This window comes from Brevibacillus sp. NRS-1366, from assembly GCF_050467985.1.
Genome location: NZ_JBITPN010000010.1, coordinates 125,813 through 149,088, shown reverse-complemented (window position 1 = coordinate 149,088; position 23,276 = coordinate 125,813). Strand labels below are relative to the sequence as shown.

Below are 23,276 nucleotides of genomic sequence, written 5' to 3'. Positions count from 1 at the left end.
TAAGTGGACAAACCTGTTAATAACTGTCAAGTTGGATTGAAGCTTGATGAATGGGAGCGAGAAGCAGGTTTAAAAGCGATTGACAGCCTGGCTGCTAAAGGATTGCTAAACGATCCTGAAAAATGGAAACAGAGGCTAAAAGACGACCCGAAAGGCGTTATTGAAGAACTCCCCTGGTTGGTCTTTACGCTGCTTGACCGTGCTACTGATAAAATGCTGCAGCAATAGAAATGCCCTCCTTCGGTTAATGATATTATCCCCTTTAAGTAGACAGTAATTAGAAAGCCCTTTACTGTTTAACTTGGAGGGGAATTTTTATGGGCCAAATAAAAAAGAGCTACTCCCTTGAATTCAAACACCATGTAGTAGAAAAATTTGAACAAGGGGCTACATATAACGAGATTAAAGAAACATATGGGCTTGATTTGAGGATGTTCCGAAGATGGGTAAGGAAATACCGGGATAATGGGTTAAAAGGACTGGAAGATAGAAGGGGAAGACCGCGAAAAACAGATGACACTTTTGAAAAGTTCCTACCCCCAGGAGAGAAAATACAACGACTTGAGGCAGAAATAGAATTCCTAAAAAAGCTCTTAGAAGCCAGAAAGGGGGAAAGAAGGCAAGGGAGAAAACGGTAGAATTTCAGATCATTGCAGAGATGGCAAAACGGTATCCTGTTTCTCTCCTTTGCAAGATCGCTCATGTTTCGAAAAGCGGTTATTACAAGTGGCTACGATGCCAAGAACATCTTACAACTAAACAAAAGGAAGAACAGCAGATAAAGTCGTTGATTATGGATGGCTACCAAAAATCCAAGGGTATCTATGGATATCCACGAATAAAAGCTTGACTCTGACAATCACATGGCATCCAAATCAATCACAAGCGAGTGTATCGACTGATGAAGGAGATGGGGATACAATCGCGTATTCGCAGGAAACGGAAGTTTTTTGGCCGTAGAGAGCAGGTGGTCGTTTCCGACAACAAATTAAACCGTGATTTTACTGCTTCACATCCTCGGGAGAAATGGGCTACAGATATTACATTCGTAATTTTTAACGGACGACGCCTGTATCTGTCGGTTATTTACGATCTCTTCAACAACGAGGTCATCGCCTATAAGATCAGCAAACGGAACGACCTTACGCTCGTTTTGGATACCGTAAAGGCAGCCCTAAAAATAAAAGAGGCGAACGGCGTCATTTTACACAGTGATCAAGGGTACCAATACACATCTAGGAAATATAACGAATTCCTAAAAGCATCTAACATTACTGTTAGTATGTCGAGAAAAGGAAATTGCTTGGATAATGCTTGTATCGAAAGCTTTTTCAGCCACCTCAAAACAGAATGTTTGTATTTAAATGTTTTTACTAAGGAAGATGAGGTGGAGAGGGCAATACAACGATACATACACTTCTATAATTACGAGCGTATTCAAGTCCGGCTAAACAATCTGAGCCCGGTTCTTTACCGAGCTCAAATTGCCTAGTATTCACTGAAAATAATGTATTAGACTTTGAAAATGTAGTTGTAGATTAAGAGAATAATGCTTTAGACTAACTTGAGCCATTACGCTAACGGGCAGCATTCCTATAATGAAGAAAAATGAAGTTTGAACATAAAAAGGGCCTCTTAGTATCATAAGTGTTGTCCTGAGCTGGCCAGCAAAAAGGACGAACTTAAATACCAGGAGGCTGCAAAATGAATTATAACCAAAATGATAAGATTGCTCAAATCACTTCGCAAACGCTAATTATCGGCGTCGATATTGCTAAGCACAAACACGTTGCACGTGCGCAGGACTTTAGAGGGTTGGAGTTCGGAAAAGCTTTTTATTTTGAAAATAGGAATTCAGATTTCAATCACTTTCTAGATTGGATTCAACAACTCATGAATCAACAAGGCATGGAGAAAGTGATTGTAGGAATGGAGCCAACGGGTCACTATTGGCTGAATTTAGCTCACTTTCTTATAGAGCAGCGCATTAACTTTGTCGTCGTAAACCCGATGCACGTTAAGAAAACCAAGAAGTTAGATGACAATTCACCTACTAAAAATGATGTGAAAGATGCCAGAGTGATTGCGCAGTTAGTCAAAGATGGGAGATACGCTGTACCTAATATTCCGCAAGGAGTGTATGCAGAACTTCGTGTTGCGAGAAAAATACGTGATCTTTTATCGGTTGACTTACAAGCCGTTCAAGGACAAATCCACAACTGGCTAGATCGCTTCTTCCCGTATTCAAAGACTGGGAAGGAAAATCAGCATTACAGCTCTTAAAGCTAAATTTATTACCACATGAATTAAGCAAACTCACCGACCAAGAGATCTTAATTCATCTCAGAAAAGCCGTTACACGTGCGGTTGGACTCAGTAAAATAACTGAACTCAAAGACGCAGCAAGTCATTCGATTGGCATTCGTGAGGGTTTGGGAATGGCTAAATTAGAGCTACGCACGTTAATAGATATGTACGAACTCATAAATGAACAGTTCGAAGAACTGGAATCTAATATAGGAGATTTACTCAAACAAATTCCAGGTGTTGAACAAATGTTAGCCATCACAGGAATAGGAAAAGATACGGTTGCAGGCTTTTTTCAGAGGTAGGAGACCTCAGTAACTATTCCCACCCTCGTCAGATCATCAAATTAGCTGGGCTGAGTCTGAGGGAAAATACATCTGGAAAGCACAAAGGACAAATCAAAATTACAAAGAGAGGGAGAAAGACACTCCGAGCCCTCCTCTTTCGAGTTGCCATGCCTTTGGTCGCTAAGAACAGTGCCTTTAAAGCTTTACATCAGTATTTTACAAAACGCTCAGATAATCCTTTGAAGAAAATGCAGTCCCTCATTGCAATATGCAATAAGCTGATAAGGGTTTTGTTTGCGATTGGTAAGAAGCAATGTGAATTCAGTGAAGAACGTATGTTAAGGGACATTCCCCATATGGTAGGACTTCCGAAAGCAGCTTAGATTATCTTTTGAATTCTCAAAGCGAAACAATAAGTAACAACATTTGAAGCACGGATTAGTCAGTAAAGCAACTATAATACGGGCAAAGGATCCTGTCGGGCAGCATGACTGACATCCACCTCATGGAAAGGTTGGACGAAGGAATTTAGGAGCGAAGACTCTGTGAGATTTGGGAGGGTTGACCTCCATGAGAAATGTGGACATCCATCAGCGCGACCATAATTGAACTAATAATCCATATTATCGATATAAGTGGTTAGGTAACTATGGATCGTTTTTTCTCCTCGACTCCAAAATTAACCTTAAATACAGCTTTATTCCAGTATTCGAATGATTAGAAACAAACAACGCTATGAAAACTTGAGAAAACAAACGAAATCGGGAGATTTTGCTTTCTACATAGAGGGAGGATAGTTTAATAACTCCGTAGAAATTAGGTGGGAGTTAATTGCTATAAGTATGAAGTTACTATAGTAATCAGAATCTATTTCTCGTGAATTGTCTCCCTGTCAAACCACATTATTTAGTCAAATAGGACGCCTGGGATGGCGTCCTATTCTTATATTAACACTTAAATTTTATTGTTGGATCCACCGAAGCTTTAGTCAAACTTCAATACTGGGACTGTTAATGAACTGGTACAAAGTCTTTCAGCAAGGCCCGATTTCCTTTTATCTACATGTCATCTTTCCGGGGCTTAAGTGAAGCTTATTGAGAGAGATCCCCGAAACATTCTTTGGCATAGACAGAGGGACGACGGTTTTTTAAATAATCCAACGTCCCTCTGGCTTCCTTGATCTCATCGAGATTAATCGAGATTACGGGAAGCTCGACATTATTGCTGCATTTGTAAATCGTGCTGCCGTTTGGATGAATCACAGTGCTTTCGCCCAAATAGAGGGTATTGTCTGCCAGTCCCACCTTGTTAGACATGGCGACGAAAACGTGATTCTCTAAGGCGCGCGAGTTCATGTACACATTGTGATATGGATGTGAAGGGAACGAATTTGCTGATAGAACGAGCAGTAGATGGGCTCCTTTGATTGCCAGAATCCGCGGTACCTCGGGAAACAGCAGATCGTAGGAAATCATGAGCCCGAATTTTCCTTCTGGAAGGTCGAAAACGGGGCATTGATCGCCCGGCTCGAAAATGTTTCGCTCAAATTCAAGTAGGTGGATTTTTCGATACTTACCCAAAATCTCCCCTTTTTTATCAATGAATAATGCCGTATTGTATCGTTTGGTTTGGTCCGTTTCGGAATAACCCAAAATAACGCCGACCCGATGTTTTTTAGCCGAGGCACACAGGTGGCCCAGCATTGCCTCATCAGGCTGCTCCGCCAGATAAAGCTCGGGAAATAACAGGTAGTCGGCCTTTTTTTGACTGACGAGCTCGATTGTGTCCGTAATTTGCTTTAGGTTTTCTTCCATGTGCATGGAGCTTGCGCCTAATTGTGCCAGAGCGATATTAATAATGTTCATGTCTCAATACTCCTCGAATGTCCCAGTCTCTTTGTATTGCTTCAGCTTTTTTACAATCGTCGATTGGTCGACCTGCAAGGCTTTTGCCGCTTTGTAGGTGCTTCCGTACATGTGATGAGCTCGCAGAATCAGTTCCTTTTCGACGATCTTTTTCGCTTCCTTCAACGGAATCAATCCCTCGATCGAAACGGTATTCTCCTCGTACAGCGGGATCCCCCCTTCTTTCAGCAGGAACTCGAATACGTCCTCCGAGTTGGTCACGACAATCCGTTCTATAATATTTTCCAATTCCCGGATATTCCCCGGCCATTCATACTCCACCAGCTTCTTTTTGAACTGCCTGCTGATGTTTTTGCTTTGATTATACTTTTTGTTGAACATGGTCAGGAAATGATTGATTAGCAGGGGAATCTCTTCCTTCCGTTCCTTTAAAGGCGGAATCCGAAGGGGGACAACGTTAAGTCGATAAAAGAGATCTTTGCGAAACGTCTGCCGGGCGACCATGGCGGCTAAATCCTGATTGGTGGCCGCGATGATTCTGACATCAATTTGTTTGGCCTGAACACCACCAATCTTGCGGATTGTGCCTTCCTGCAGGACCTCCAGCAGCTTCGATTGGATATCATAAGGAAGCTCACCGATTTCATCCAGAAAGATCGTTCCCTGATCGGCAGCTTCGAATAGCCCGATTTTTCCGCCTTTTTTGCCGCCGGTAAAGGTGCCCGGTTCATATCCGAACAGCTCGGACTCGATCAAATCTTTGGGGAGGGAGCCACAGTTTAACGAGACAAAGGGGTGGTTGGTCCGCTCGCTCAACGCATGGATTTCCCGCGCCAGAAAGCTCTTGCCCACACCGGACTCACCCAGCAGCAATACGGTCGAATTGACGCGGGAAATCTTGTGCACCAGATCCATAATCTTGCTCATTCCTTTGGAAGCGCCAGCCATCCGGCTCAGCTCGGTTCCTTGGCCTTGGGCATTTAGCTGCGCTTTCACGTGTATTCCCTTTGTAACATTGATCAGCGTAATGATGAACTCAAACTCGTTCGTGTTTACCTTCGTAATGGTAAACAGCACTTTTTGCTGATCTTTGGTGAACAAGATTTGTTCATTCAGATTCAAATCGGGCTCTTGGATAAACAGTTCGGACCAGCGCAAGGTAGTGATGTCTTGGTTCAGCCCGAAAATATCGTCAAACTGGGGATGGAAGACCTCGCTGATCGTGCCCGCAACCATTTCGATTTTATAAGTGGATGAAATGAACAGCATAAGACTCACTTCATTGCAGAGCGGATTGCTAATGGTCATCGTTTTCAAATCCTTCCGAGGTGCTTTTACTGAGAAATGCAAAAACCGATGAAAAAAATCATTATGATGAAAAAAAGCCTAGTGCGAAAATGCTTTGTTTTTGTTGGGTTTTGTAATTTTAAAAAGAAAAACAAGTGATGAAAAAAATCATCAATTTAAAAGAATGTAGGTTTATTATACTTGTTTTACGCCTGTTTTTGTACTGGCATGAATATTGCGATACTTCCTTTAGTACAAGGAAGGGAAGGAGGAGAAGGATTTGCGTCTATCCATTGCTCAAATCGAAACGAAGCTGAATGACAAACAGTATAACCTTGAGAAAATCAAACGATACCTACATGAGGCAAAGGAGCAGAAGTCTGAACTTGTGCTGTTTCCCGAGCTGGCGTTAACGGGATACTCCATCGGGCCATGGCTGGATGAGGCGGCCGAAACGCCTGACGGAGAAAGCGTCCGCTATGTCCAAAGCCTCTGCAAAGAGCTTTGCATCCATACGATTTTTTCGTTTCCAGAACGAGGTGAGGATGGGAACTATTACGTCGCTACCGTGTTTATCAACGATTCGGGAGAAGTGGTTGCCCTGCACCGCAAAACTCATTTGTACGGCCAGGAGCAAATCCACTTTACGTGCGGTGACGAGATTCAAGTATTCGAGACGAAGTTTGGCGTGATTGGTATCATGTCCAGCTATGATCTAGAATTCCCCGAGATTGCCCGCATCCTCAGCAAAAAGGGAGCGGACCTGATCCTGATTCCCAGCACGAACATGGCGCCTTATAAAACCCATCAGCTCGCTTATTCGCAATGTCGGGCGATGGAGAACGAAGTGCCACTCGCTCTATGCAACCGGATTGGCAGCGAAGGGAATATCGAGTTCATCGGATGCAGCAGCTTCGTCGACGCGCAGGGAGTTACTCACTTGCTGCTTTCCAACCAGGAGGAGATTCACACCATTCCGGTACTGCTGTTCAAGAGTGCGGATTCCAGGCTGGATTATATCTTGAACAATCAGCCGCATCTGTTTAAAGAGCTTTGCTAGGACCATCTGAAGTGGATGGAATCATCGGGAGGTATTTATGCTTGATCTGAAAATGTACATTGATGGCGAGTGGAGGGATTCCTTAACGAAGGAGAAACGCGATATCCTCAATCCGGCTACCGGCGAGATCATCGCGCAAGCAGCGGAAGGAAACGCGCAGGATGCCCGTCTGGCGATTGCTGTTGCCAGAACAACGTTTGACAGTGGGGTGTGGTCGGAATTATCTGCAGTCGAAAGAGCGTCCTATCTCTTTAAAATCGCAGATCACCTGGAGGAGAGGCAGGAAGAACTGAAGCTGTTGGAGACGATGGACAACGGAAAGCCGCATCGGGAAGCGGGATTTGATGTCAGCGATGCCGCCGCCTGCTTCCGCTACTATGCTGGATTGATCACCAAGCCGGACGGCCAAACCTATGCGGTACCGGGGCCGATGCAGTCGATGGTCATCCATGAGCCGGTCGGGGTATGCGGTCTGATCGTCCCTTGGAATTACCCGTTGCTGATGAGCGTATGGAAAATTGCTCCGGCTTTGGCAGCAGGAAATACAATTGTGTTCAAGCCGTCGGAAGTGACCCCGGTAACCTCAGTCAAATTGTTCGAAATTATCGAAGAAGTTGGGATTCCCAAAGGCGTCGCCAATCTGGTGATGGGCTCGGGAGCCACTGTTGGCCAGGAGATATCGACAAGTCATCTCGTGGACAAGATCTCCTTCACCGGAGGGACGAAAACCGGTCGGGAAATCATGAAAGCAGCGGCTGGCAACATCAAGAACATTTCACTGGAGCTCGGCGGAAAATCCCCCAATGTGATCTTTGCGGATGCAGATTTCGAAACAGCGGTCGATTACGCGCTGTTTGGCATATTCTGCGGCACGGGGCAGGTGTGTGCGGCGGGCTCGCGTATTTTGGTGGAGGAATCGATTTATGAAGCGTTTCTCACGCGATTCGCAGAGCGGGCGGAGAACATCCGAGTCGGTTCAGGAGATGATCCGCGCACGGAAATGGGGCCGCTGGTCAGCAAAGCGCACATGGAAAAAGTGCTGGATTATATCGAAATCGGCAAGCGGGAAGGCGCACGTCTCGTCTGCGGCGGGTACCGGATGACGGGCAACGGCTTGGATCAGGGCTATTTCGTAGCGCCAACCGTGTTTACCGATGTAACGTCCGACATGCGAATCGTCAGAGAAGAGATTTTCGGACCAGTGGTGACGATTCAATCGTTCAAGAATGAGCAGGATGCGATCGCGCTTGCCAATGATACGGTGTATGGCCTTGCCGGCGCAGTCTTTACAACAGACGGGGCGAAGGCTTTGCGCGTCATTAAAAAAATTCGTGCAGGGATTACATGGATCAATGCCTACCACCCGACCTTCAATGAAGCGCCATGGGGCGGCTACAAGCAGAGTGGCATAGGCCGGGGATTGGGCACGCACGGTCTGGAGGAGTTTCAGGAAGTAAAGCAAATCAATATCAACCTGCAGGTGGAGCCGACGGGATGGTTTGAAAACTAAACAACGAACAACACGTCATAGGAGATGGAATGCAATGGATTTTGAGTTTTTATTACCTACCAAGATCGTTATGAAAAAGGGAATCCGCTTCGAAACCGGCGCCCAGTTGAAAGCGCTCTCGATGGAGCACGTACTGGTGATTACCGATAGCGGGATCAAGAACGCGGGGTTGCTGACGGATATTTACGCCAGTCTGGCGGAGAGCGGCGTTACCTTCGAGGAGTTCAGCGATGTAAAGCCGAATCCGCGAGATGCGGATTGCGATCTGATCGCTGCGCAAACCAAGGGGAGGAAAATCGATGGGATTCTGGCGATTGGAGGAGGCAGTGTCATTGATACGGCCAAAGCAGTGAGTATCCTGCACACAAACGGCGGGTCCGTCAATGACTACGAGGGGGCTTTTACCGTCAAGGTCGATCCCACTCCGATCGTCTGCATCCCGACTACAGCGGGAACGGGCAGCGAAGTGACGTTTTTTTCGGTGATCACCGATATGAAGCGCAAATACAAAATGAGCATTCTGGATTATAAAATCGGTCCGAAGCTTGCTTTGCTCGATGTCGATCTGACGGCTTCCCTGCCTGCTTCCATCGCATCAAGCACAGGCATGGATGCGCTGACGCACTCGATTGAAGCATACACAGCGCGGGTAGCCAATCCGATTAGCGACGCACTTGCGCTGCATGCCATCAAGCTGATCAGCGAAAATTTGCTTGAAGCAGTCCATGGCACAGCGAACGAGCAGGCGCGCGAGCAAATGTTGGTGGGCAGCCTGATTGCGGGAGCGGCATTTGGAAATGCTGATATTGGAAGCGTCCACTGCATTTCGGAAGCGATTGGCGGTCTTTACGACACACCGCATGGCGTGGCGAATGCAATTTTCCTTCCGTACGTTTTCAAGCAAAATATCGACGCCGATGTAAAACGGCATGCTGAAGTCGGGTACGCTCTCGGCGTAGATCGAGCGCTTTCCCATGAGGACGCTGCGAAAGCCGCTGTGGAAATATTGTTCACATTCAGTGAGAAGGTGAATATTCCGAAATTCCGCAATGTGCGGGGAGTCAACCCTGAAGACTTCGCATTGTTGGCGCAAAATTCGAAAAAGAATATTTCTGATTTCAATAACGCGAAAGCAATGACGGAGCAAGATTATCTGCGCATTTTTGAAGAAGCCTACGGGACAGAATAATAATACTTCCAGGGGAGGAGAACGAGTATGGCTACATTGAAACGATCATTAGGCTTTTGGACTTCATATGCTACGGCGACGGGTCTCGTCGTAGCGGGTACGACAATGGTATCACTCGGCTACAGCATGGGGCTGAACGGCCCGGCCTTTATCATTCCCGCATTTCTCGCAATGCTGATAAGCATCGTAGTATCGTTCTCATATGCAGAGCTCAGCTCCATTTTGCCGGGAGCGGGTATGATCGGCGATTATACCCTTGCCGCGATGGGCCGATTCATGGCAATAGTGGCGGTTTTGGGCGGATATATTGTACTCGTGTCAGCAGCAGGAGCAATGGAATCCATTACAGCCGGACTCGCTGCCGAGATGTTGTCTCCGGTCGTCGACAGTACAACCGTGGCAATCATTCTGCTTGTGTTTTTTCTCATTGTCAATTTGATCGGCGTCGACGTATTTGGATCCGTACAGGTTTTGCTCACCGTTACGATGATGGTCTCCACCGGCGTGATGGGATTGATGGGGCTGCTCGGCCTCGGCACAGTCTCTGAGCCGCAGGCCATCTCGTTTAATCCGGCAGGTTGGGGCACCGTGTTTCAATCGCTTGCGCTTGGTATCTGGCTATACATCGGGATCGAGTACATTTGTCCGATGGCGGAGGAAGTGAAAAATCCGTCCCGGACCATCCCGCGAGCCATGATTTGGGGTCTCCTCACCATTTTTATAGCAGACATGCTGTTTGGACAGGCTCTGACGAAATATGTTCCATTGGACAAACTGGTTTCCTCTTCAACACCGCAAGTGGATGGCGGTCTCGCCATGTTCGGAAAGCCCGGCATGATCTTTATCATTTTGATCACGATGCTTGCCAGTGCCAGTTCCATCAGCTCCCACCTTGCTGCGGTGCCGCGGATGCTTTACGGCTTGGCGCGCGAAGGCATGCTGCCAAAAATGTTCACCTATATTCACCCGCGTTACCGTACGCCGTGGGTCGGCATCGTAGCCGTCTTCCTGCTGCTCTGCATCCCGTTTTTGCTTAGCATCAGCATGGACCTGATTGCTACCCTGATTCTCTCGTCGTGCGTTACCTGGCTGCTCTCTTATCTGATCGCTCAAGCGAACGTCATCATTCTACGCAAAAAATATCCGGATCTGCATCGCCCGTTTAAAACACCTTTCTATCCACTTCCGCAAATTCTCGGCATTTTAGGAACACTGTATGCAATTTTCACAATCCACCCCGAGACTGATATGAAAATCAAGATTTACAGCATTTCCGGGGCTTGCTTACTCGCTATCGTGGCGTACGCCTACATTTGGCTGAAGTTTAAAAAGTTGCCGCTGTTTACCCCTATGCCGCTCGCACAAATCAGAGGCGAAATCGAAGGGGAATCCGAAGCGGAACGCGTATCATGAATATATATGATAATGTAGAGAAACGGGCTGCGCTCGCACTTTCCAATCTGGTTCCATTATTTTCATTACCGCTTCGCAAGCAGGACGCGCTTTACTATCGGACAGGGGAAAGTTCTCTTATCACCGGATGGAAAATCCGCTACACCCGGGCAAAGAAATGGCTGAATCGAATCTACAAAGCGGAGATCACCTATACATTCGAGCTTTTGGCTGAGACAGAGGAACAGTTTCGTTTGAACTGGAGCCCTGCGAAAAAAGCGTGGACGAGTGATGGGGGGCAGGGAGGCCGATTGGCTGATCTTCTCAACAAACAGAGGGAGATAGCCGACCTGCTTGCCAGTGTAGATATGGAGAAGGTGGAACTGACCCAACAAGGGAAATTCGTGACGGTTTTTCTGGTACCGATCCCCGGCTGCTTTATCTGGACGCTTATTCCGCCCATTCATTATTACGTGAGGCTGAAACCGCGTGAAGCGGTTTCGCTGAAGAGCATAGCGGAAGGATTGGAGAGCGCGATTCTACAATTTAAGACATAGTAAACAAGCACCTGTACAAAGCAGGTGCTTGTTTATTGACACAATCTCCGCCGTATCCAACATCGTCATGTCAATTTTACGATTGACGAGGGGCATCGATCGATTTAACTCAAACATGGTGAATTTCTGAAAGCATTCCATGGACGAGGGAGCAGAGAATCTGTGAGGAGAAAGAAGATAGAAATATTTCCTATTAGTGAGTTAGTTCCTAAACATAAATTTGATGAAGAAGCCTTAAATAAATTGAGGGCCATGGTGTCAGTTGAAAATAAAGTATTAGACTGACGCCCGTTGGTTAAGCTCCCTCGAAGTGATTCAGTATCCTCACTCAAGCTCATGAATTCGCAGGATTTCACCCTTATGTAAGTGTGTTAGAAGATTCAATGGAGGCGCTTGTGGCTTTGGGAGCATAAGAAGGGCATGCGTAAATAGAGGTGAGGTTCGATCACCCAAATTGTTCCATTTGTGCACGTCTCCACCTCGCCCTAGCGATTTTCGCTCCCATGTCTCAATGGGTCTAAGCCCTTTCATTCCTTCGTCACATCTAAACTAAGGGGTTGGAGGTCGGTCTTTCTAACGGAACGGGTCCGAGCCCTTTTGCGTAACGTCTCCCGATACTCCGTGCTTCTTTAACATCCTGCGAATACATGAACTGGTGAGAATAAGCTGATTTTATGCTGCCTGCGGAAATACTCTGGTTGGATCATAAGCTTCGCTACTTTTTGCAAGACCGATAAGCATACGCGCTACTTTACCGCATAATTTCATAATGGATTTCATTCTTTTTAGTTTCTTTTCTTCAACATTGTAGCGGTGTAAAGCTCGAATTTCTGGGTTTGTCATCACCATGCACATCGTCATGAGATAAAGGAAATGACGCAGACGTGGGCGGCCGCGTTTGCTAAGCACCATCTTTCCTTGCCATTTCCCAGAACTTGCCTCAGCTAGGTTTAAGCCTGCATGCCGTAGTAGAGCATTTCCGTGTGCAAAGCCGCTTAGATCACCGGCCTCGCCTAGAACACCCGCTAAGCCTGTTACATTAACGCCACGAATTTCGAGTAGTTTCTTCGCATAAGGAATACGTTCAAGGATGAGATGGAGCTCACGCTCTATTTGTGCAAGTTGACGCAATGCCAAATCATATTCCTCAAGTAGTTGACCCAGATGAAGTTTGTAAGCGTGGAGCGCCTGGGTAGTGCCAACACTGCATTTTGCTAGTGCAATGAGTTGCTCTGCTCGTTTAACACCAGCATGACGCTTCACAAACTGCTTCCAACCGGAAAGGACCTGATCAGTGGATAATCGACTGATTTCTTTCGGTAAGGGAAATAGTCTGAGTGTTGCGATAGCACTGGTGCAGGTAAGGATTTTAAAGACCTGACGGAGTTCAGGAAAGACAATGTCGACCCAGCGATGAATTTGATTAACAGCGCTGTTTAGTCGTTTCGTAACTGTTTCCCGATTAGCCATTAGAATACGTAGTCCCGCATAAGTTTCCGAAGGAAACCGAACAGGGGAGTAATATCCGTTTTTGACCATATCTGCAATAACAAGCGCATCCTTACGGTCGCTTTTAGATGGGGTATTATCCCGATTTTCCTTGTTCTTTTTGACGAGATAGGGATTTACTAGAACGACCTCAATGCCTTGAGAAGCAAGCCAGCGAGCCAGACTCAGCCAGTAATGACCGGTAGGTTCCATACCGACAATGACTTTGTTAAGTGTATAGGTTTTGAATAGATCCTGGATCCAGCGGCCAAACTGCTCAAAGCCTTCAAGATGGCTATTAAACGCAAGTGGGGTACCTAATGCAATTCCACGGAAACTGACGGCACGAGCCACGTGAGTGTCTTGAGCAATGTCTACCCCGACAACTAGGTGATGAACAGTAATGTTTTCAATTAGTTGATTTTGCTTGTCCTGTGCCTTAAACTTCATAGAAGAGCGACCTCCTGATGGGTTTTTGAGGCTATGACCTCGTGTGCAACCCCATCTTACCGAGGCGCTCGTTTTTGTTCAAACGCCATATTATTCGTTTTACAGGAATCTAACGGGCAGCATTCCTATAATGAAGAATTTGAGGTTTGAGTAACAAAAAAGCTCCTTGGTATTATGGTCAAGGGTCCCAGTTGCCGGCAAGCGATCGGACCCTCAAACGAACCAAGGAGGATATCGTAATGAATTATACTCAGAATCAGAAGATTTCTCAAATCTCTTCTCACACACTAATTATCGGTGTAGACATTGCAAAATTCAAACACGTGGCTCGGGCACAGGATTTTAGAGGAGTTGACCTGGGAAAACCACTGACCTTCGAGAATAGCAAAGAGGGATTCGATGGCTTTCTACAGTGGTGTCAGCAAAGCATGTTGAACAACGGATGTAGCGAATTCATTGTAGGCATGGAACCGACGGGCCAATACTGGCTAAATCTCGTCCATTACTTAAAAGACCACGATATTTCATATGCAGTGGTCAATCCTCTTCATGTGAAGAAAAGCAAAGAACTAGACGACAATTCTCCAACAAAGAATGATGTGAAAGATGCAAAAGTCATCGCACAGTTAGTCAAAGATGGGAGATACGCTGTACCTAATTTCCGCAAGGAGTATATGCTGATCTACGAGAGGCAATGAAAATTCGCGATCTTCTAATGACTGACTTACAAGCTGTACAGGGAAGAGTTCACAACTGGTTGGATCGGTACTTTCCTGAATTCCTTACGGTATTCAAAGACTGGGAAGGAAAATCTGCTCTCCATATTCTTCGATTAAATCTACTACCACATGAGTTGCTTGAAGTCCCAGATGAAGACTTGCTGACTTATCTGAGGCTTGCCACTAAGCGTGGTGTTGGGTTAAGCCGAATGAGGAGTTTAAAAGAAGCGGCCAGCTGTTCGGTTGGAATTCGTGAAGGAATAGATATGGCTAAGTTGGAACTCGTCATTCTACTAGATCAATATGAGATGATTAAGAACAAGTTCGAAGAACTCGATAGTAAGATGGACGCATTGCTTCAACAGGTACCGAGTGTCAGCCGAATGTTGGCGATAAGAGGAATTGGCAAAGATACTGTTGCTGGTTTCCTTGCAGAAGTAGGAGACTTAAACAACTATACTCACCCGAAGCAAATCATTAAGCTAGCTGGGCTAAATCTGCGTGAGAATACCTCGGGTAAACTTAAGGGGCAAACCAAGATTACGAAGAGAGGAAGGAAGAAGCTACGAGCTCTCCTCTTTCGAGTCATAATGCCCTTGGTTGCTAAGAATACCGCTTTCAAAGCAATGCACGAGTATTATACAAAACGTCCGGAAAACCCACTAAAGAAGATGCAATCCCTCATTGCCTTGTGTAACAAGCTGATACGGGTGCTGTTTGCGGTAGGAAAAAAGGGGTGCCAGTTTAACGAAGAGAAAATGTTAAACGATATCCCTCATTTCACTTCATCAAAGATGGTTGCTTAGTTAAGGTACCTTACTCTTGAGGTTTATTTGATAACACAAAAGACAACTGAAGCACGGATGAGTCGGAACTAAACTAAAGTGCGGACAAAGATCCTGTCGGGCAGCATATCTGACCTCCACCTCATGGAAAGGTTGAATGAAGGAATGTGGGAGCGTAGACTCTGTGAGACATGGGAGGGTTGACCTCCATGAGTTAGAGTGGAGATCCATAAGTGCGACCATACTTTACCTGAGTAACCACTTTTTACTGACAAGTGGCTAGGTAGGGGCTCTTTTGCGATTTCCTTACACCCAGGATTTTCTTCAGTTACAACATGGTTCCAAGCAGGAGTTGTCTTTGAGATTTGAATTCCAAGAAATCGTGAGATTTCGGGAGTATTCAGTAGAACAATGAAACTTCATAGAGGGAGAATTGTTTAATTTACCATCCTTCGTTAAATTAAATTTGTATTCGGTCAGGCCAGGACTGCGCACATTAGCAATCCATGAGAAACCGGACATGCTGTTGGATGATAAAATGTAGACATAAAGAAGGCTGCATATGGAAAGTGTAATCTTGATGATGAATGTGCGAGAAAACCAGGGAGGAGAGTCAGTCGCATGGCAAAGATCGTTTTCGCATTGAACCAGTCTCTGGACGGATTCGTCGACCACGACCACACGGCATTTCAGCCCGACCCCGTGCTATTCCGTCATTTCATCGACGACGTGCGCGGCCTGGCGGGCAGCCTGTACGGGCGCCGCATGTACGAGACCATGCGGTATTGGGACGGAGACCATTTTGAATGGGATGCGCCGGAACGGGAATACGCAGCGGCGTGGCAAAGCAAACCGAAGTGGGTGGTGTCGAGGACGTTAAAGTCCGTCGGTCCGAACGCTTCTCTGATCGAGGGCGACCTCGCAGCGGCCATACGTGGGCTGAAGGCTCAGCATGAAGGGGAGATTGAAGTTGCCGGGCCGGAGTTGGCCCACAGTCTAACGGAGCTCGGTCTCGTTGATGAGTATCGACTCTATCTCCATCCAGTCGTGCTGGGTCACGGCAAGCCGTTCTTCGCCGGTCCGCGGCCGCCGCTGCGCCTCGTGGCAAGCGATCGAATTGGCGAGAAGGTGATCAGGTTGACCTACGTTCCAGCTTAGTTGTGCGGTTGACCCAGCGGCATAAAGGGCACGTTACTTTAATAGGGATTCTCCGGCTGTAGCGGCAGTCAGAGGATCCCTTATTCTTTAAAATTTGTTCAGTTATGCGAAATGACATAGTTATTTATGGAATTGACGATTGACCTAACGGGTACGATAGTTCAATAAAAACAGCGGTGAGTTTAAGACTTTATTATCAGGTCTTAAGTCGCCGCTGTTTCATGTATTAGGCTTAGTCTAAAACTTAATTTTTAACGAACACCTAAACGAGGGCTTGTTTCAAACTGTCTACTTGACAGGGGGAAGACCATAAATCCGGGGAGGGCATTTTTATTTGAACAGCTCCATGATCTTTCAACAAACCTCTTCATAAGTCAGATTGAACGAGGCAGCTCCACTTCGGTTACCGGATGTATCATTTAACAACATTTTTTTTTTGCATATAGCCCTATCGAGTCACATTAAAAAAAGGAAAGAGACTTGGGACATAGGTCGTTCCAACATTAGGCCAGCATCGTAATCGGGCTACAGACTGATGATAAGTATATATTGGTTTGTTACATTTTATGGGTAAGAAATTTAGCCTGAGGGAGAGTAAGCATGTGAAAACTGTATGGCGAATCAGTATTTATCTCATCGTTTTTGTTGTCGTAGTAGGAGGTGCAGGCACACTCGGGTTCGTCAATACAATGAATGAGATAATGTCGGTTTACGATAAAGCCGCACCTGCATTGACGAATGTGCAGGTACCGAAATATGACGCAAACAAACCGACAGTGGCAGTGTTACTGGCGAATGAATCAACAGAAGTGTTCGATTTTCTCGTCCCATACGAGATGTTTGCGATGACGGAAGCTTACAATGTATACGGCGTTGCACCCGATCGTGAAATAAAATCACTAACCGGCGGACTCGATGTCGTTCCGCATTATTCGTTTGACGAAATGGATGCGATGCTCGGCAAAAGCCCGGACATTATCGTCATACCGTTTATGCCGATTCTGGATGAGAAAAAATATACGCCTGTCCGTGAATGGATTCAGAAGCACTCAAGCGACAAGACTTTATTGCTCTCCATTTGCAATGGGGCGGAAAACCTGGCCGATATTGGCTTACTTAACGGCAAATCTGCCGCGACGCACTGGGGAGACATCGACCGACTCATTAAACAATATCCGAAAGTTCAGTGGGTGAAAGATCTGCGCTATGTCCCACAAGGCAATCTCATATCTTCTGCCGGTCTGACATCGGGAATTGATGCTACACTATACGTCATTTCCCAGCAGTTGGGTGAGGAGGCGGCGAAGAAAGTGGCGGTAGAGATGAACTATCCATCTTACGATTTCGTGAAAAAACCGCAAATGGAACCGTTCACTGCCGGGCTCAGCGATATAACGTTCATACTTAACAACGCTTATCAATGGAACAAAGTAAAAGCGGGCGTGCTGCTGTATAACGGCGTCGATGAACTAGATTTGTCCGCCGCATTCGATACGTACGCTGCTTCTGGCACGACGACGACGTTGACCGTTTCCAGTGCAAACGAACCGATCGTAACGAAGCATGGCCTGAACTTAGTCTCGCGCTATCAGATAAAAAACGTGCCGAAACTAGCGAAAATGATTGTCGTCGGTGCCGATGCCGAATCAGCCGCCGCCAAAGACATCAACCAATGGAACGAAAGCGGCAACAGCGCGGAACTACTGTACTTACATCGCGAAGCAATGGATCGGTTTGCAATGGATCCTGCATTCGAGGATTTGGCCAAGCAGGAGGATATTGGGACGGCGAAATTTGCTGCCAAGCGGCTCGAATATCGCGCCACCGATCACCTGAAGTTAGAAGGTAGATCCTTCTCTTTTGAAGCGTTTGGCGTACCAATTTTGCTCGGCATCCTATCCTTGATCGTCGCTTTTTTCATCGATCAGCGCTTCTTCCGCAGGAAAAAAGATATAAGCGCATCAAGGTAGTGACATTCTATCCGACTTGAAGGTGACCGATCAGGGGTGCTGGCTGAAAGAATAGACTGTTTTCTACGCCCCTCCATCTGTCCGATGAAAAAATGATTTATACTGGTGTTTTTGATCTAGTGATTTCTTAAACATAACTGCTCGTTAGTTGGATAACTTGCCGTCAGATTTTTGCATGGAGCAACAACCATTTCAACTAATGCGGAAGCCCTCCCTTGGACAATAAATCCTGGGAGGGCTTTTTTATTTGAACGACTTCTTAATCAGTGAGAAAATATCAAACGTTGTACGTTGGTAAACCTTGTTGTAAACATACTTCTTTGGGCTCCGCAGCCATCCCCAGCCACGAGGCATTTTTAGACCGGCACGGTGGACAATTTGCCGTTTTAGACTGGTCCTGGCTGAAATCCTCTTTTTAAGGCTGGTTTCCTCATCCCAATTTTCACAGGCATCCCCCTGCCCTATCAATTAATTGAAGATGATTCTTGTTCAGGCGCCAATGGAATACCCAGTTGACGCTTTATTGCAGTTTGGAGGAGTTGAGAGAAGTTCAAGCCAGCCTCTTCGCCAGCTTCCTTTAACCACTTCGGCAGTGTGCAGTTTTTTGTCACGCTTTTGTTGGCTTCCTCGTCGCGGTATGGCGGCATGTAAAGCTCGATAAAGATCACCCGATCGTCAGCATCTAGAAGCTCAATGGCATTCGGTTCGGATGGTTTGGGAACTTCTTGCCCAGTAGCTTCTACATCCAGCAAACGTTCGGCTAGCATCTCTTTTGCACGTTTCATTCCATCAATGAGGTCACGAGCCATGATCGCTGTTCCAGGGAAGTCAGGGAAATACATACCGAGTCCGCCATCTTCCGCTTTTTCAACTACGACAGGGTAGATATAGTGGTTTTTGTACGACATTGAAGTCACTCCTTCACGATCTATGGAGGAAACGAAATGGGGAAAGGGAGGGGTTAGAATCTAACCCCTGTCGTCCTTTCTATGCTTCTTAGTGTTCCTTTCGGAATCACCTGACCGCTGTTGTGGAAGCTTATATCAGCGAATCGTGTTGGGTCATTTTTATGTATGTATCGTTGATGACTGCCTCCACTCTTATGAGAAGGAGACTTTATGAACCCTTCTTTTCTAAGTCTCTGTAGGACTTCTCTTACTGTGACTTGCTTCCCCATTCGTTGTCCTCTTTTCTAATATCATTATAACACGCGTTATTTATGCGCGTAAATAGTTTTTGGGAAATTCTGTAGTTGTATGTTCTCGTATCGTTCGCATATAACACAAACAAATGTTCCTATTTTGGAGGGCGGACAAATTGGTAAAGGAACTGCAGCGTGCAATAAAGCATCAGCAGCACATTCAAGTCATCTATTTAGGTAGAGACGGCAAGACTACAATGCGCACCTTACGCCCGTTAGAGGTTACGGAGGAACGACTGAAAGCGTATTGCCTCACACGGAAAGCACCGAGGGTTTTTGCAATCGACAACATACTTGCTGCAGAACCGGTGGTGAGTGACCATGCTGTCTGATATCGAGAGAAAAGTCCTCCGGGTAATTTCAAACTATACAGCCGGCCGTCGCCGCACACCTACGGTAGACGAATTATGTACCAAGACGGGACGCAGCCGTGGCGGGATAATGACGGTGTTGGATGTCCTGTCACGTGAGGAATACATTGAGTGGCAACAGTCGGAACCAGATACCATGACAGTCCTGGAAGCATGGGAAAGGAAGGAGTATAGTAAATGACAAGTAGGATAGAGACCCCTTTTTCAATGAGATTCGTACTACCTGAGCAACGAGCGCTGTATCTTCAAATGAAAGAAGACGAAAAACTCGTCTCGATGTCAACAATTGAACAGGACGAGTTGGAATCCTTTCATTATATGATCCGTGATTCAGCGCGTGAGGATTACGCCGTGACAGTATCATGGTGGCAACCAACTGAGCATAATCCGAAACTTGGTACTATCTGTAGTATGTGGGGTACTGTAAAATGGATTGACCAGAACGCTCGACGTATTAAGCTTGTGAGTGATGAAGATATCCAATGGATTAATATGGACCGGATAACCGAAGTTAAAACATAGTGAGGGGGAACGATATGGCTAGGTCATCTACGCCAAAAAGACCTACACGGGATGAATTTGAACTAGAGGAATTAGGCAATCAACTTGTGGAGGCTAAAGAAGACGGGGACGAGAGAGCTTTATCCATCTGGGGCATGGCAGATAAAGTGCGTGGGCGGATCACAGCGCTTGATTCACGGACAAGATTAGTCCATGTAGAAAATGAAGGTATTATCAGTAAAATTCCATTCTTGGACATCATGAAGGTTAGTTACGAGTAATTACCAGCGCTCATTATACCTTGAATTGATACAAATGTATTGGTGATGCTAAATGGAATTTATGTCTCCGATGCTATTGGAACAAGTAGATAAGCCGTTCTCGGACGGTCGCTATATTTTTGAACCGAAGATAGATGGTCATAGGTTAGAGTTTTCGCGTCGTAACGGATTTACTCGATTATATACTCGTCACAATAACGATGTAACAGCGAAGTATCCCGAGCTCATTACGGAAGGTCCCAACATCGTCCTCGACGGAGAGCTCGTGGTAATGGACCCGGACACCGGCATTCCGGATTTTGAGTTAACAATGTCAAGGTTCCAGTCGAAGAAGTCGCGGCTGCCGATTTCGTATGTAGTGTTTGATATTTTGCACTACGATGGAGCTGACCTGTGCGATCTGTCATTGATGAAGCAAAAGGCTGTTCTTGATAGTGTGATCACAAATACGCCAACGATGAGCAAGATTGCTTACATTGATGGGCGTGGCGAAGACCTGTACGATTTGATTGTTCAACGTAAAATGGAAGGTGTAGTCGCCAAACGGAAAGACGGACGGTACCATGCGGGTAAACGTACAGATGATTTCGTAAAGATCATCAACTACTCGTATGCAGACGTTAAGATCGTAGGCTGGCGCAAAGGCGATTTCGGATGGCTGGCGCATGTGAACGGACGACCTGCAGGTGTGATCGAGCTTGGGGTACCACCGACCCATAAGGAGGCATTCTACGGAGTAGTAAAGCCGCTGATTACAGGAGAAGATCGCGATTTTGTATATGTTCAGCCGCTTTTTAAAGCCCGCGTCAAATTCCGCAACTGGACCAAGAGCGGCATGCTGCGGTCACCCGTTTTTGTTGAGTTCATTTTGTCCGCATAACACTGGTTGGCAATGTGTTCAGTAGGCTATGATGATTGTAAGAGGTGATCGAAATGTGCGGAAGGTTTACAATCGTATTTGAAGCTGAAACGTTGCTTAATCGTTTTGATATCGAGGACATTCCCTTCGATTGGCGCGAGATTTACAATGTCGCCCCAGGTCAGAAAATACCAGCAATCATTGAGGATAAGGGTGAACGGCGCATTGGCCAGCTGAAATGGGAATTAGTTCCATTTTGGTCCAAAGACGAAAAGGTTGGCTACAAGATGATCAACGCAAAATCGGAGACATTACGCGAGAAACCCGCCTTTAAGAATTTATTTTCTAGGCAGCGTTGTATCATTCCGGCGGACGGATTTTACGAATGGAAGAAGGTCGGAAAGGATAAGCAGCCGATGCGTATCATGATGAAGACAGGCGAACCGTTTGCATTCGCTGGCTTATATGATACCTGGACAAGTCCAGAAGGAGAAAAGCTGCACTCTTGTACGATCATCACGACCATGCCAAATGATGTTGTGGCTGATATTCATGACCGCATGCCCGTAATATTGAAGAAACAGGATGAGGAAATCTGGCTGGATCGAGAGAAGTTTGACGCTGATTTGTTACAGTCGCTGCTTGTCCCATATGACCATGATCAGATGAGAGCTTACCCTGTACCGACTATGGTTGGTAGCCCGAAAAATAATATGCCAGAATGCATTCAGGAAATCTCTGACCCAGACCTGTCTGTTTTTTAAGACAAGGTTGTTTTAGACTGACCACAATAAATGAAACAGCGGCGAATTAAGATCTGAAAATAAAGTCTTAATTCGCTGCTGCTTTATTAAGCAAGCGATACGCTTTCACACTGTATTGAATTATGTGGTGCAAAAGTAATTTTCATACTTAGGTGCATATGCCGCAGCAAACGCAATGAGTAAATGCTTCTGATAAAAGTCTTTCTGTCTCATATTGCCGTTCTGCTTCTTCAGGTAACATCCCTCGTTCAATCATCCCATTCACGAACTATTCCTCATTCAAGAAAATTAAACCAGAGTAGAACCACCATCCACGACAACGATCTGACCTGTGGAGTATTGCTCGCGCATCAAGTAGAGAAACGCCTCAGCACCATCCTTCGGTTCACCGACTCGCCCAACGAGCAACGATTTCCCGGCATTTTCATACATCGCGTTCCGGTCTTCCTCAGGAATATCGTCCCACAGCTCGGTACGCATAAGGCCGAAGCAAACAGCATTGACCCGAAGTGGACTGAGTTCGACGGCCAACGCCCTAGTAAGGGATTCGACAGCGCCGCATATGCTGGCTGCGACAGTAAACCCCTTCTGCGGACGAACTCCTGCAACGCCGGAAGTCAACGTGATTGAACCACCCTGTATGATATTTCGGCTACCGTATTTGATGGCCATAAACGCTCCCCAGTAACGCACGTTAAACAATCGGTGCGCTGTATCGATGTCAATGGCGTCGAGACTTTCGATCATCAATGGGTCGCCAGCGGTAAAGACCAAGTGATCGAATTCCCCGATTTCGCTGAAAAAATGACGAACCTGTTCCTCGTTCGTCAGATCAACCGCATACCCCTTGGTACCTTCGGGCAAACGCGAAACGGCACGGTCAGCTCTTTCTTTTTGACTGGACACGACGACCAGAGATGCCCCTTCTCGTGCAGCGGCTTCGGCTGTCGCAAACCCGATTCCGGACGTTCCTCCAAGAACAACAACACGTTTTCCCTTGAAACTATGTCCACGTTCGATCTGCTCTGTTTTCATTATAGAATTCTCCTTCGTATTCCGTGATTGGATTGAGCTTGCACTTGCACTACGATTCTCATCAGCCTCGAAAAGCTGAATCAATTCGAATTCGGCTATAGCTTGTTTAATCTCCGACTCTCCTTCACGACGGACGTTAAGGCAATTATAATGAATCATAAGAACTGTCAAACAGGTCTGTATTTATAGTATTGCCATGAATACTGCTATAAATTCTATCACCATATGAAGAGGTAACCA

Annotated in this window: 22 protein-coding genes and 3 pseudogenes; 18 read left to right on the top strand and 7 right to left on the bottom strand. The window is 46.2% G+C overall.

From position 1 onward, the window contains the following. Window positions 1-3: 3 nt before the first annotated feature. From ACIFQN_RS05530 to ACIFQN_RS05515, 4 genes and pseudogenes are all read left to right on the top strand, one after another. Window positions 4-228, top strand: a complete 225-nt coding sequence (locus ACIFQN_RS05530; RefSeq protein WP_429832039.1) for a hypothetical protein — start codon at window positions 4-6, stop codon at window positions 226-228. Between the two features lie 89 nt (window positions 229-317). Then, on the top strand, window positions 318-638 hold the full coding sequence (locus tag ACIFQN_RS05525; protein ID WP_429832038.1) for a transposase: 321 nt from the start codon (window positions 318-320) through the stop codon (window positions 636-638). 230 nt (window positions 639-868) lie between these two features. Then, window positions 869-1,492, top strand: coding sequence for an IS3 family transposase (locus ACIFQN_RS05520; RefSeq protein ID WP_429832061.1), 624 nt, complete (start codon window positions 869-871; stop codon window positions 1,490-1,492). Between the two features lie 212 nt (window positions 1,493-1,704). Beyond that, window positions 1,705-2,977 (top strand): annotated as a pseudogene (locus ACIFQN_RS05515) (IS110 family transposase). Window positions 2,978-3,685: 708 nt separating this feature from the next. Here ACIFQN_RS05515 and ACIFQN_RS05510 read toward each other — a convergent pair. After that, complete coding sequence (locus ACIFQN_RS05510; protein WP_429832037.1) at window positions 3,686-4,459, bottom strand: carbon-nitrogen hydrolase family protein; 774 nt, start codon at window positions 4,457-4,459, stop codon at window positions 3,686-3,688. A gap of 3 nt (window positions 4,460-4,462) precedes the next feature. After that, a complete protein-coding gene (locus ACIFQN_RS05505) occupies window positions 4,463-5,767 on the bottom strand; it encodes a sigma-54 interaction domain-containing protein (RefSeq protein ID WP_429832036.1) in 1,305 nt (434 codons plus the stop codon). A 259-nt stretch (window positions 5,768-6,026) separates the two neighbouring features. Here ACIFQN_RS05505 and ACIFQN_RS05500 point away from each other — a divergent pair, with 259 nt between their 5' ends. Genes ACIFQN_RS05500 through ACIFQN_RS05480 form a run of 5 tightly spaced genes read left to right on the top strand, consistent with a single transcriptional unit; the run spans window position 6,027 to window position 11,454 of the window. Continuing rightward, window positions 6,027-6,806: a carbon-nitrogen hydrolase family protein gene (locus tag ACIFQN_RS05500; RefSeq protein ID WP_429832035.1), complete on the top strand. Its 780-nt coding sequence runs from the start codon at window positions 6,027-6,029 to the stop codon at window positions 6,804-6,806. Window positions 6,807-6,843: 37 nt separating this feature from the next. Beyond that, window positions 6,844-8,316, top strand: coding sequence for an aldehyde dehydrogenase family protein (locus tag ACIFQN_RS05495; RefSeq protein WP_429832034.1), 1,473 nt, complete (start codon window positions 6,844-6,846; stop codon window positions 8,314-8,316). Window positions 8,317-8,350: 34 nt separating this feature from the next. Beyond that, the gene (locus ACIFQN_RS05490; protein WP_429832033.1) at window positions 8,351-9,505 is read left to right on the top strand and encodes an iron-containing alcohol dehydrogenase; all 1,155 of its coding nucleotides are present in this window, start codon (window positions 8,351-8,353) and stop codon (window positions 9,503-9,505) included. A 27-nt stretch (window positions 9,506-9,532) separates the two neighbouring features. Further along, window positions 9,533-10,918 carry an APC family permease gene (locus tag ACIFQN_RS05485; protein WP_429832032.1) on the top strand — a complete coding sequence of 462 codons (1,386 nt, stop codon included), beginning with the start codon at window positions 9,533-9,535 and terminating at the stop codon, window positions 10,916-10,918. Further along, window positions 10,915-11,454, top strand: coding sequence for a DUF3156 family protein (locus ACIFQN_RS05480; RefSeq protein WP_429832031.1), 540 nt, complete (start codon window positions 10,915-10,917; stop codon window positions 11,452-11,454). Before ACIFQN_RS05485 ends, ACIFQN_RS05480 begins: the two co-directional genes overlap by 4 nt. 672 nt (window positions 11,455-12,126) lie before the next feature. On the opposite strand, the gene ACIFQN_RS05475 is transcribed toward ACIFQN_RS05480, so the two are convergent. Next, the gene (locus ACIFQN_RS05475; protein ID WP_429832030.1) at window positions 12,127-13,392 is read right to left on the bottom strand and encodes an IS110 family transposase; all 1,266 of its coding nucleotides are present in this window, start codon (window positions 13,390-13,392) and stop codon (window positions 12,127-12,129) included. Between the two features lie 239 nt (window positions 13,393-13,631). Here ACIFQN_RS05475 and ACIFQN_RS05470 point away from each other — a divergent pair. The 3 genes and pseudogenes from ACIFQN_RS05470 to ACIFQN_RS05460 all read left to right on the top strand — a co-directional run bounded on the left by ACIFQN_RS05470 (window position 13,632) and on the right by ACIFQN_RS05460 (window position 18,024). After that, window positions 13,632-14,917, top strand: a pseudogene (locus ACIFQN_RS05470) (IS110 family transposase). A gap of 600 nt (window positions 14,918-15,517) precedes the next feature. Further along, window positions 15,518-16,054, top strand: coding sequence for a dihydrofolate reductase family protein (locus ACIFQN_RS05465; RefSeq protein WP_209979975.1), 537 nt, complete (start codon window positions 15,518-15,520; stop codon window positions 16,052-16,054). 602 nt (window positions 16,055-16,656) lie between these two features. Beyond that, window positions 16,657-18,024, top strand: a complete 1,368-nt coding sequence (locus ACIFQN_RS05460; RefSeq protein ID WP_429832029.1) for a DJ-1/PfpI family protein — start codon at window positions 16,657-16,659, stop codon at window positions 18,022-18,024. 243 nt (window positions 18,025-18,267) lie between these two features. Here ACIFQN_RS05460 and ACIFQN_RS05455 read toward each other — a convergent pair. The 3 genes and pseudogenes from ACIFQN_RS05455 to ACIFQN_RS05445 all read right to left on the bottom strand — a co-directional run bounded on the left by ACIFQN_RS05455 (window position 18,268) and on the right by ACIFQN_RS05445 (window position 19,201). Continuing rightward, window positions 18,268-18,470: pseudogene (locus ACIFQN_RS05455) on the bottom strand (hypothetical protein). A gap of 18 nt (window positions 18,471-18,488) precedes the next feature. Further along, entirely contained in the window at window positions 18,489-18,932 is a 444-nt protein-coding gene (locus ACIFQN_RS05450) for a type II toxin-antitoxin system HicB family antitoxin (RefSeq protein ID WP_429832028.1), read from the bottom strand. Between the two features lie 53 nt (window positions 18,933-18,985). Continuing rightward, window positions 18,986-19,201, bottom strand: coding sequence for a type II toxin-antitoxin system HicA family toxin (locus ACIFQN_RS05445; RefSeq protein ID WP_429832027.1), 216 nt, complete (start codon window positions 19,199-19,201; stop codon window positions 18,986-18,988). A gap of 140 nt (window positions 19,202-19,341) precedes the next feature. Between ACIFQN_RS05445 and ACIFQN_RS05440 the strand changes: the two genes are divergently transcribed. The 6 genes from ACIFQN_RS05440 to ACIFQN_RS05415 are packed head-to-tail and all read left to right on the top strand — an operon-like array spanning window position 19,342 to window position 22,001. Continuing rightward, entirely contained in the window at window positions 19,342-19,557 is a 216-nt protein-coding gene (locus ACIFQN_RS05440; protein ID WP_429832026.1) for a WYL domain-containing protein, read from the top strand. Beyond that, window positions 19,547-19,777, top strand: a complete 231-nt coding sequence (locus ACIFQN_RS05435; protein ID WP_429832025.1) for a hypothetical protein — start codon at window positions 19,547-19,549, stop codon at window positions 19,775-19,777. The genes ACIFQN_RS05440 and ACIFQN_RS05435 overlap by 11 nt, the downstream gene beginning before the upstream one ends. Further along, a complete protein-coding gene (locus ACIFQN_RS05430) occupies window positions 19,774-20,118 on the top strand; it encodes a YolD-like family protein (protein WP_429832024.1) in 345 nt (114 codons plus the stop codon). The genes ACIFQN_RS05435 and ACIFQN_RS05430 overlap by 4 nt, the downstream gene beginning before the upstream one ends. A gap of 14 nt (window positions 20,119-20,132) precedes the next feature. Beyond that, on the top strand, window positions 20,133-20,378 hold the full coding sequence (locus tag ACIFQN_RS05425) for a hypothetical protein (RefSeq protein ID WP_429832023.1): 246 nt from the start codon (window positions 20,133-20,135) through the stop codon (window positions 20,376-20,378). A gap of 52 nt (window positions 20,379-20,430) precedes the next feature. After that, window positions 20,431-21,258 carry an ATP-dependent DNA ligase gene (locus tag ACIFQN_RS05420; RefSeq protein ID WP_429832022.1) on the top strand — a complete coding sequence of 276 codons (828 nt, stop codon included), beginning with the start codon at window positions 20,431-20,433 and terminating at the stop codon, window positions 21,256-21,258. Between the two features lie 53 nt (window positions 21,259-21,311). Beyond that, complete coding sequence (locus ACIFQN_RS05415; protein ID WP_429832021.1) at window positions 21,312-22,001, top strand: SOS response-associated peptidase; 690 nt, start codon at window positions 21,312-21,314, stop codon at window positions 21,999-22,001. 288 nt (window positions 22,002-22,289) lie between these two features. Here ACIFQN_RS05415 and ACIFQN_RS05410 read toward each other — a convergent pair whose 3' ends face one another. Continuing rightward, window positions 22,290-23,036: an SDR family oxidoreductase gene (locus ACIFQN_RS05410; RefSeq protein ID WP_429832020.1), complete on the bottom strand. Its 747-nt coding sequence runs from the start codon at window positions 23,034-23,036 to the stop codon at window positions 22,290-22,292. Window positions 23,037-23,276 lie beyond the last annotated feature (240 nt).